The 11,445-nt window shown below is 74.0% G+C and carries 1 protein-coding gene; it reads left to right on the top strand.

All coding sequences use genetic code 11. The features are described from left to right. Nucleotides 1-50 precede the first annotated feature (50 nt). Nucleotides 51-11,387 (top strand): SDR family NAD(P)-dependent oxidoreductase, encoded by an 11,337-nt coding sequence (locus tag ABT354_RS11545; protein WP_351492110.1) that lies wholly within the window; start codon nt 51-53, stop codon nt 11,385-11,387. Nucleotides 11,388-11,445: the final 58 nt, after the last annotated feature.

Genomic DNA, 11,445 nt, shown 5'->3' with positions numbered 1-11,445 from the left:
CACCCGGCCTGAGCCGACGACCGCACTACGACCCCCTTCTCAGGAGAGCTGTGTCCACGAACGACTCCGATTCCGCGACCGGATCCACCTCCACCGAGACCAAGCTGCGCGACTATCTGCGCCGCGCCATGGCGGAGCTGCACGACACCCAGGAGAAGCTGCGCGAGGTGGCGGAGCGGGCCCACGAGCCGATCGCGATCGTGGGGATGGGTTGTCGTCTTCCGGGTGGGGTGGGGTCGGCGGAGGAGTTGTGGGATCTGGTGGAGTCGGGGTCGGACGCGGTGTCCGGGTTTCCGGTGGACCGGGGTTGGGATGTCGGGGGGTTGTACGACCCGGATCCTGATGCGGCGGGGAAGTCGTATGTGCGTGAGGGTGGTTTTCTGCACGGGGCGGGGGAGTTCGACGCGGGTTTCTTCGGTATCTCGCCGCGTGAGGCGGAGGCGATGGATCCGCAGCAGCGTTTGTTGCTGGAGACCTCGTGGGAGGCGCTGGAGCGGGCGGGCATCGACCCCCACACCCTGCGCGGTTCACCGACCGGCGTCTACGCGGGGGTGATGTACCACGACTACGGCAGCGGCTCCACGCCCGCCGCCCTCGGCGACGACATGGGCGGGTACTTCGGTACGGGGACATCCGGAAGCGTTGCGTCCGGCCGGATCTCTTATGTGCTGGGCCTTGAGGGCCCTGCGGTGTCGGTCGACACGGCATGCTCGTCCTCGCTGGTGGCGCTGCATCTGGCGGTGCAGGCGCTGCGGCAGGGCGAGTGCGATCTCGCCCTGGCCGGAGGGGTCACCGTGATGGCGACCCCCACCGTCTTCGTCGAGTTCTCGCGTCAGCGGGGGCTGGCGGTGGACGGCCGGTGCAAGGCGTTCTCGGACGGGGCCGACGGCACGGGCTGGGCCGAGGGCGCGGGCATGCTGCTGGTGGAGCGGTTGTCGGACGCGCGGCGGCTGGGTCACCGGGTGTTGGCGGTGGTACGGGGCTCTGCGATCAACCAGGACGGTGCGTCGAACGGGCTGACGGCGCCGAACGGCCCGTCGCAGGAGCGGGTGATCCGCCGGGCGCTGGAGAACGCGGGTCTGGGGACGTCCGATGTGGATGCCGTCGAGGCGCATGGGACGGGGACCCGGCTGGGCGACCCGATCGAGGCGCAGGCGCTGCTCGCTACGTACGGGCAGGGCAGGTCTGTCGATCGGCCTTTGTGGCTGGGGTCGTTGAAGTCGAACATCGGTCATACGCAGGCGGCCGCAGGTGTCGCGGGTGTCATCAAGATGGTGATGGCGATGCGGTACGGGGTGCTGCCGCAGACGCTTCATGTGGACGCGCCGTCGTCGCATGTGGACTGGTCTTCGGGTGCGGTGGAGGTGCTGGACCGGGCGCGGGAGTGGCCGGACGTTCAGCGGGTCCGTCGGGCGGGTGTCTCCGCGTTCGGGGTCAGCGGGACCAACGCCCACGTCGTACTGGAGCAGGCCCCCGAAGAGCCGGAAGTCGAGCCTTCCTCGCTTGCCGCCCCCGTACCGGTGGTGGCTTCGGGTGTGTCGCCGGACGGTCTGAGGGCCGGTCTGAGTCGTCTTGCTTCCGTAGTTGAGCGAGGCGGTTCGGTGGGTGAGGTGGGTTGGTCTGCGGCTCACCGTTCGGTGTTCGGTCATCGTGCGGTGGTGGTGGCCTCCGATCGTGACGGCCTGCTCGAAGGTTTGCGGGCTCCCGTCTTCTCGGGTGTGGCGGGTTCTGTGGGGCGGACGGTCTGGGTGTTCCCCGGGCAGGGGACCCAGTGGCCGGGGATGGGTGCGGAGCTGCTCGAATCCTCGCCGGTGTTCGCGGCGCGGATGGCCGAGTGTGCCCAAGCCCTGTCCGGGTTCGTGGAGTGGGATCTGCTCGATGTGGTCCGTTCCGGTGCCGACCTGGACCGGGTGGATGTGATCCAGCCGGTGACCTGGGCCGTGATGGTCTCCCTGGCCGAAGTGTGGGCCTCGGCGGGCGTGGTGGCGGATGCGGTCGTGGGCCACTCCCAGGGTGAGATCGCGGCTGCTGTGGTCGCGGGGGCCTTGAGTTTGGAGGACGGTGCCCGGGTGGTGGCGCTGCGTTCGCAGGTGATCGGCCGGGTACTGGCCGGTGCGGGCGGTATGGCGTCGGTGGCGTTGCCGGTGGGTGTGGTGGAGGAGCGCCTCACGAGCTGGGACGGCCGGCTGGGCGTGGCTGCGGTCAACGGTCCGGGGATCACTGTCGTCTCGGGTGAAGCCTCGGCAGTGGGTGAGTTCGTCGCCGCCTGCGAGGTGGAGGGGGTGCGGGCCCGGCGGGTGCCGGTGGATTACGCATCCCACTCCGCCCAGGTCGAGGCGATCGAGGAAGAGTTGGCCGGTCTCCTGGCGCCGGTCGTGGCACGTGAGCCGGTCATCCCCTGGTACTCGACGGTCGACCCCGGCCGCATCGCCGAGGCGTCTGCCGATGCAGGTTATTGGTACCGGAATCTGCGCCAGCGGGTCCGGTTCGCCGACGCCGTGGAACTGCTGCTGGCGGACGGCTTCGGTGCGTTCGTCGAGGTGAGCGCGCACCCCGTACTCACCATCGGCGTTCAGGAACTCGCCGACCAGGCGGATCGCGATGACATCGTCGCGGTCGGAACCCTCCGACGCGGCGAAGGCGGCCTGTCCCGGGTCTGGGCGTCGATCGCGGAGGCCTTCGTCGCGGGCGTATCCGTCGACTGGAAGGCCGCCTACACCTCCCACGGACTCGCCACCCGCCGGATCGACCTCCCCACGTACCCCTTCCAGCGCCATCACTACTGGATCGAATCCACCCCGCGTGAGAGCGCCGACGATCTCTCCTACCGCGTGTCGTGGAAGGCGGTCCACGAGGACGGGAGCGGGGCGCGGCTGTCGGGACGCTGGCTGCTCCTCAAGGGCGAGGCGCCCGCCGAGGACCCGTCCGCGACGCATATCGCGGACGGCATGGCGCGTGCTCTGGCCGACCTCGGCGCCGAGGTCATGACGCTCGCCGTGGATCCCGCCTGCGACCGCTCCCGTATGCGCGCCCTGCTCACCGAGGCGGCCGACGAGCGGAACGGGGGTCCGCTGCGGGGCATCGTCTCCCTCCTTCCACTGGCCGAGGGGGCGCACCCCGGCCATCCCGCTCTCCCGCTCGGCGTGGCCGCGTCGTTGACGCTGGTCCAGGCGGCCGGCGAGGCCGCCGTCGGTGCCCGGCTCTGGACGGTCACGCGGAACGCGGTGGGTGTGCTGCCCAGGGAGGAGCCGTCCGCCGAACAGGCCGGGATCTGGGGTCTCGGCCGGGTGGCGGCCCTGGAGTACCCCCACCTCTGGGGTGGGTTGATCGACTTCCGGGCCGATCCGGGGCGGCCGGGTTCCGGGCCTGACGCGCGGTCGTTCCGCCGGGCCGCCCGTGTGCTGGCCGCTCCCGGTGGACCCGGGGGAGGGGAGGACGAGCTGGCGATCCGGAGCGCCGGGGCGTACGGCCGCAGGCTGGTGCGGGTCACGGCCGGTTCGGCCGGGGCCGGCTGGCGGCCCCGGGGCACGGTCCTGGTGGTCGGGGAGGTCGCGGCGGTGGCGGAGCCGCTGGCCCGGCGGCTCCTCGCCGACGGTGCCGAGCGGGTCGTCCTGGCCGGCCCCACCGCTTCCCTCCCCGCCGCGCCCACCGACGAGGCCGGGTGGGACGGGCGGGTTTCCATGGTGCCCTGCGATGTGGCGGACGCCGCCGCCGTTCGTGCGCTGGTCGGCGATCTGGCACCGGCCGCCGTGCTGGCCGTGCCGCCACCGGTGCCGCTGAGTACCGTGGCCGAGACCTCCCCGGCGGTCCTCGCCCAGGCGCTGCACGCCAAGACGGCCCTGGTGACCTGCCTGGACGCGGTCACGGACACCGAGGGGCTCGACGCTTTCGTCGTCTTCTCGTCCGTCGCCGGTGTGTGGGGCGGTACGGGCCAGTGCGGCTACGCGGCGGGTACGGCCCAGCTGGACGCGCTCGCCGAGCGGCGCCGGGCCCGGGGGCTCCCCTTCACCTCCGTCGCCTGGACTCCGTGGCACACACCGGAGACGGGGGGAGCGGAGACCGAGGAGTCCCCGGTCGTCGCCGGGATGCGACGGGCCGGGCTCTCCCCGCTCGACCCCGAGCGCGCGGTGGAAGAACTCTCCCGTGCCGTGGGCCGGGGCCTGGCCGCCGTGGCCGTCGCCGAGGCCGACTGGGAGCGGTTCGCCGCCGCTCGTGCGGCCGTACGACCGTCGATGCTCCTCGCCGGGCTGCCCGACGCGCGCCGCCTCCGGACCGCCGGGACGACGACGGAGCCGGGCGGTTCCCCCGCCGACAGCGCCGACAGCACCGACAGGGTCGACAGCGCCGACGGCCCCGAGATCGTACGGCTGCTCGCGGGCAGGTCCGACGAGGAACGGCTGAGGATTCTGCTGCGCCTGGTGCGCGGGCACGCCGCGACCGTACTGGGCCAGCCCTCGCCCGACGCGATCGACGCCCGGCAGCCGTTCAAGGCTCTCGGCTTCAGCTCCGTCACCGCCGTGGAACTGCGCAACCGGCTGCGGAAGGCCACCGGTCTCGATCTCTCCGCCTCCCTGGTCTTCGACCATCCCGACCCGACCGCGCTCGCCCGCCATCTGCGGGAACGGGCCCAGTCGCACCTCGCGGGCGACGGCGCCGACGGCGCTGTCCCCGTACCGACGGCCGCCGCCGGTTCCGCCGCCTCCGCCCAGGAGTCCGAACCCGTCGCCATCGTCGCGATGGCGTGCCGCTTCCCGGGGGGAGTGACCACCCCGGAGGAGCTGTGGCGGCTGCTCGCGGACGGGGGCGACGCGATCAGCGGGTTCCCGGACGACCGGGGCTGGAAGCCGGCGGAGCTGTACGACCCGGACCCGGACGCGGACGGCCGTACCTATGCCCAGGAGGGCGGCTTCCTGCACGGGGCACCGGACTTCGACCCCGCCTTCTTCGGGATCTCGCCGCGTGAGGCGCTGGCGATGGACCCACAGCAGCGGTTGATGCTGGAGACCTCGTGGGAGGCGTTCGAGCGGGCCGGCATCGACCCGGCCGGTCTGCGCGGCAGCCGTACCGGCGTCTTCGTCGGCACCAACGGCCAGCACTATCTGGGCCTGCTACAGAACGGCGAGGAGAGCTTCGACGGCTATCTCGGCACCGGCAACTCGGCGAGTGTGATGTCCGGCCGCCTCTCCTATGTCTTCGGCCTCGAAGGGCCGGCCATGACCGTGGACACGGCCTGCTCGGCGTCGCTGGTCGCGCTCCATCTCGCCGTGCAGGCCCTGCGCCGGGGCGAGTGCTCGATGGCCCTGGCCGGCGGTGCGACGGTCATGTCCACCCCCGACATGCTGGTGGAGTTCTCGCGGCAGCGCGTTCTCTCGCCCGGCAGCCGGTCGCGGGCCTTCGCGGGCGCGGCCGACGGTGTGGTGCTCGGCGAGGGCGCCGGAGTGCTGCTCCTGGAGCGGCTGTCGGACGCCGAACGGCTCGGTCACCCCGTGCTGGCCGTGGTCCGGGGCTCGGCGGTCAACCAGGACGGTGCCAGCAACGGCCTCACCGCGCCCAACGGCCCCTCCCAGCAGCGGGTCATCCGCCAGGCGCTCGCCGACGCCGGTCTGCGCGCCGAGGACGTCGACGCGGTGGAGGCGCACGGCACCGGCACACCGCTCGGTGACCCCATCGAGGCCCAGGCGCTCCAGGCGACGTACGGCAGGTCCCGGACGCCCGACAGGCCGCTCCACCTGGGCTCGGTGAAGTCGAACATCGGGCACGCCCAGGCCGCCGCCGGGGTCGCCGGGGTGATGAAGACGGTGCTCGCCCTGCGCAACGGCGTTCTGCCGCGCACCCTGCACATCGACGAGCCGAGCCCGCGCATCGACTGGTCGGCCGGTACGGTCGCCCTCCTCGACGAGCCCGTGCCCTGGCCCGAGGGCGCCGTACCGCGCCGCGCCGGGGTGTCCGCCTTCGGTATCAGCGGCACCAACGCGCATGTTCTCATCGAGGAGGCCCCCCGCCCGTCCCCGGCGCCCGCGTCGGCCCCGTCCCCAGCCGCCGACCCGTCCCCGGCCCCGTCCTCGGCCGTGTCCGACCCCGCCCCCCTGGTGCTCTCCGCCCGTACCGAAGAGGCACTCCAGGCGTACGCGGACCGGCTGCGCGCCGCCCTCGTCGGGGATCCCGGCATCCGCCCCGAGGACGCCGGACTCACCCTGCTCACCGCCCGCGCCCGGCTGGAGCGGCGGGCCGTGGTCGGCGGGGAGGACCGGGAGGCGCTGCTGGCCGCCCTGCACGCCCTCGCCCTGGGCCGGGAGCACCGCCACGTCACCCGCTTCGCCGCAGGTCCCGGCGACGGCACGGTGTTCGTCTTCCCCGGCCAGGGTTCCCAGTGGCCCGCCATGGCCCAGGGGCTGCTGGACGGGTCGGCGGCCTTCCGGGAGTCCGCCGAGGCGTGCGACACCGCCCTCGCCGGGTTCCTCGACTGGTCGGTCCTGGATGTGCTCCGGCAGCTGCCGGGGGCGCCGTCGTTCGACCGGGTCGACGTCGTCCAGCCCGTGCTCTTCACCATGATGGTGTCGCTGGCCGCCTGCTGGCGTGCCGCCGGGGTCCGGCCGTCGGCGGTCGTCGGCCACTCCCAGGGCGAGGTCGCCGCCGCCTGTGTCGCGGGCGGGATCAGCCTTGAGGACGGCGCCCGGATCGTGGCCCTGCGCAGCCGGGCCTCGCTGACCCTGGCCGGCAAGGGCGCCATGATGGCCGTCTCGCTCCCCGCCGAACAGGTACGCACCCGGCTGGCGCGCTTCGGTGGCCGGCTCTCGGTCGCGGCCGTCAACAGCCCGGGGACCACGGCGGTCGCGGGCGACCCGGAGGCGCTGCGCGAGCTGCTGGCGGAGCTGGCCGCCGACGGCGTCCGCGCGCGGATGATCCCCGGCGTGGACTACGCCTCGCACTCCGCCCAGGTGGAGGCGGTGCGCGAGCGGCTCCTTCGGGATCTGGCGCCGGTCGCGCCCCGGTCCTGTGCCGTGCCGTTCTACTCGACCGTCACCGGCGGCCTGCTCGACACCGCCGGGCTGGACGCCGACTACTGGTACCGGAACATGCGTGAGCCGGTCGAGTTCGACCAGGCCACGCGGGCGCTGCTCGCCGACGGCCACCAGGTGTTCCTGGAGTCCGCCCCGCACCCCATGCTCGCCGTGTCGCTGGAGCAGACCGTCGCCGACACCGGTGTCCCCGCCGCCGTCCTGCACACCCTGCGCCGGGGGAAGGGCGGTACGCGGGGCCTCGCCCTGGCGCTGGCCGTCGCGTGCGGCCGGGGCGTCGACATCGACGCCAGGGCCCTGTACGGGCCGGGGGCCCGGCGGGTCGATCTGCCGACCTATCCCTTCCAGCGGCAGCCCTACTGGTACCACCCGTCCGCCCGGCGCGGTGACATGACCTCGGCCGGACTGGCCGACGCCGGTCACGCCCTGCTCGGTGCGGGGGTCGAACTGCCCGACTCCGCAGGCCATGTCTATACGGCCCGGCTGGACGCGGACACCCGGCCGTGGCTGTCCGAACACGCCCTGCTGGGGACGGTCCTGCTGCCCGCGACCGGCTTTGTCGACCTCGTCCTGTGGGCCGGTGCCCGGTCCGGCTGCGGACGGATCGACGAACTCACCCTCCAGGCGCCGCTGGTGCTGCCCGACGACGGCCCGGTGGATCTGCGTCTCCTGGTCGGACCCGCCGACGGGGAGGGCCGCCGTCAGGTCACCGTCCACTCCCAGGAGGCGGGCGTCCCGCCGATGTCCCCCTGGACCCTGCACGCCCAGGCCACGGTCGACCCGGCGGACACCGGCACTCCGGAGGCCGGTACCCCAGAAGGCGCCACTCCGGAGGCCGGCACCCCGGGAGCCGCCTGGCCACCGCCCGGGGCGGCGGCGGCCGGCGTCCCCGACCCCGCCGCCTTCTACACCGCCTTCGCCGAACGCGGCTACGACTACGGCCCCGCCTTCCGGGGGTTCCGGAGCGGCTGGCGCGACGGCGACACCGTCCACGCCGAGGTCGCCCTGCCGGGACCCGCCACCGGCGAGGCGCACACCCACGACATCCACCCGGCCCTGCTGGACGCCGCCCTCCAGACCATGAGCCTGGGCGCCTTCTTCCCCGCCGACGGGCAGGCCCGGCTGCCGTTCGCCCTGCGCGGTGTACGCCTGTACGCCACCGGCGCGGACCGGCTGCGCGTCACCGTCTCCCCCGCCGGTCCGGAGGCCGTACGCCTGGTCTGCGCCGACGCCGACGGCAGGCCCGTCCTGTCCGTCGACGAACTCGTCGTACGCCCGGTCCCCGCCGACCGGCTCACCGGGCGGGGCGGCGGACCCGGCTCCGGACGGCACGGCACCGGCGGCGGAAACCTCTACCGCGTCCGGTGGGAGCGACGGCCCGCCGCCCCCGGACCCGGCCGGCGCTGGGCCGTCATCGGCGACGACCCCAGCGGACTGGCCGCAGCCCTCCTCGGCGCGGGCATCACCTGCGACACCCACCCCGACCTGGCATCGCTGTTCGAGGCCCACGCCCCGGGCGGCGCCGCCCCGGACATCGTGGCCGTTCCGCTGCCGTGCCATGCCGGTGCCCCGGACCCGCATGCTGTACGGGCCACCCTGCACATGGCCCTGGAGACGGTCCAGAGCTGGCTGAAGGGCGCCGAACGGCTGCCGTCCCGGCTGGTCCTCGTCACCCGGGGCGCGGTCGCCACCACCCCCGGCGAGAAGGTACGGGACACCGCGTCCGCCGCCGCGTGGGGTCTGGTGCGCTCCGCCCAGTCCGAGGAACCCGGCCGGATGGTCCTGCTCGACCTCGGCGCGGACGACGCCACCGTCAGCGGTGACGCGCTCGCCGCCGCGCTCGCCTGCGGGGAACCCCAGCTCGCGGTCCGTGGCGAGCACGTCCACACCCCCCGCCTGACCCCCATGGGCCCGGACACCCCGGACACCCTGGAGCTGCCCGCCGCCCCCGGCACCGCCACCACCGCAGACCCCGCCACGGCCGTGGACCGCGCCGCCTGGCGACTCGGCACCGGCGGCGACGGCACCCTGGAGGGACTCCGCCTCGAACCGGCGCCCGACACCCTGGAGCCGCTGCCGCCCGGCCGGATCCGGATCCGCGTACGGGCCGCCGGGCTCAACTTCCGCGACACGCTCATCGCGCTCGGCACCTACCCCGGCGACGGCGTCATGGGCGCCGAGGGCGCCGGTGTGGTGACCGAGGTCGGCCCCGATGTCACCGGCCTCGCGCCCGGCGACCGGGTACTGGGTCTGTGGACCGGCGGCTTCGGCCCGTACGCCGTCGCCGACCACCGCATGGTGGCCCGTATCCCGGACGGCTGGTCCTACGCCCGGGCCGCCTCCGTCCCGGCCGTCTTCCTCACCGCGCACTACGCCCTCAACCGGCTCGCGCGGGCGAAGCCCGGCCAGTCCCTGCTGATCCACGCGGCGGCCGGCGGGGTCGGCATGGCGGCCCTCCAGCTCGCCCGGCACCTCGGTCTGACGGTGTACGCGACGGCCGGTACCCCCAAGTGGGACACCCTGCGCGCGCTCGGCCTGACCGACCGGCGGCTGGCGAACTCCCGCACCCTGGACTTCGCCGACCGTTTCCTGGCGGAGACCGGGGGCGAAGGGGTCGACATCGTCCTCAACTCCCTCGCCGGGGAGTTCGTGGACGCCTCGCTGCGCCTGCTGCCCCGGGGCGGTCACTTCCTGGAGATGGGCAAGGCCGATGTCCGCGACCCCCGTACCGTCGCCGACAGCCACCCCGGCACCGTCTACCGGCCGTTCGACCTCATGGAGGCGGGACCCGAGGCCGTCGGCGAGATGCTGACCGAGCTGATGGGCCTGTTCGAGGCCGGGGTCCTGCGACCGCTGCCGCTCACCGTCCACGACATACGGCAGGCCCGGCGGGCCTTCCGCTCGCTCAGCCAGGGCAGGCACACCGGAAAGCTCGTCCTCACCCTGCCGCCCGACTTCGACGCCCAGGGCACCGTACTCGTCACCGGCGGCGCGGGCACGCTCGGCAGCACGGTCGCCCGCCATCTGGTCACTACCCACGGCGTACGCCACCTCATCGTCGCCGGGCGCCGGGGCGAGGCGGCCGAAGGCGTCGCCGACCTCGCCCACGAACTCACCGAACTCGGCGCCGAGGTGACCGTACGCGCCTGTGACGTGGCCGACCGCGAGCAACTCGCCGCCCTGATCGACGCGATCCCGGCCGCCCACCCGCTCCGCGCCGTCGTCCACACCGCCGGTGTACTGGACGACGGAACCCTGCCCTCGATCACCCCCGAGCGGATGGACGCCGTCCTCCGGCCCAAGGTCGACGCGGTCCTCAACCTCCATGAACTCACCCGGGACCTCGACCTGTCCGCCTTTGTCCTCTACTCGTCGTCCTCCGCGCTGTTCGGCAGCCCGGGGCAGGCCGGCTACGCCGCCGCCAACGCCTTTGTCGACGCCTTCGCCCAGTACCGGCGGGACGAGGGGCTGCCCGGCCTCTCCCTCGCCTGGGGGCTGTGGGCCCGCGCCGGCCGTATGGTGGAACACCTGGACCAGGAGGGCATGCGCCGCCGGTTCGCCCGTGGCGGCATCCTGCCCCTGACCGACGCCGAGGGCGTGGCACTCTTCGACGAGGCGCACCGCTGGGACACGGCACTCCAGGTCCCGATCCGCATCAACCGGTCCGCGCTCCGGGCCCAGGCAGAGGTCCCGCCCTTCCTCAGCGGTCTGGTACGGGACCGGCGCGGCCCGCACCCGTCCCCCGCACCGGAGCGACCGGAGGCGGCGACGGTGAGCAGCACCCTGGGCGACCGGATCGCCGCTCTGCCGGCCGCCGAACAGCTGGAGGCGGTACGGGAGGCCGTGCGCACCCATGCGGCGGCGGCACTCGGCTACGAGGAGAAGGGCGACATCGCCGTCGACCGCAACTTCCGCGAGCTGGGCATCGACTCCCTGACGGCGGTGGAGCTGCGCAACCGTCTGACCGCCGCCACGGGGCTGCGGCTCAACACCACGCTGGTGTTCGACCACCCCAGCCCCGCCGCGCTCGCCGGGCATCTGCACGCCCGTCTCACCGAGGAGGCCCGGCACCGGGGCCCCCGCGACGAGGACGGCGACCTCTCGCTCACGGCCGAGCTGGAACGCCTGGAGAAGCTCTTCGCCCGCCTCACCCGCCTCACCGAAGAGGGCGGGCTCGACACCGCCCTGCCCGACGGCACGACCCGGCACGAGATCACCGACCGGCTCGCCGCCCTCTCCGGACTGTGGCACCGGATCGGCGGCACCACGGGCGGTGCGGCCGTCCCCGGGTCCGACGACGAGGTGAGCGGAGCGCTCGACGCCGCCGACGACGAGGAGCTGTTCGCCTTCCTCGACGAGCGGTTCTGATTCCCCGGCGAGCGGTTCCGAACCGCCCCTCCCCACCACCGCCCACACCGACCATCCG

Origin of the sequence: Streptomyces sp. NPDC000594 (assembly GCF_040299965.1) — a bacterium.
In the GTDB taxonomy this organism is placed as follows: domain Bacteria; phylum Actinomycetota; class Actinomycetes; order Streptomycetales; family Streptomycetaceae; genus Streptomyces.
Note: the sequence above shows the minus strand (reverse complement) of the source record. Positions and strands in the feature narration are given on the sequence as shown.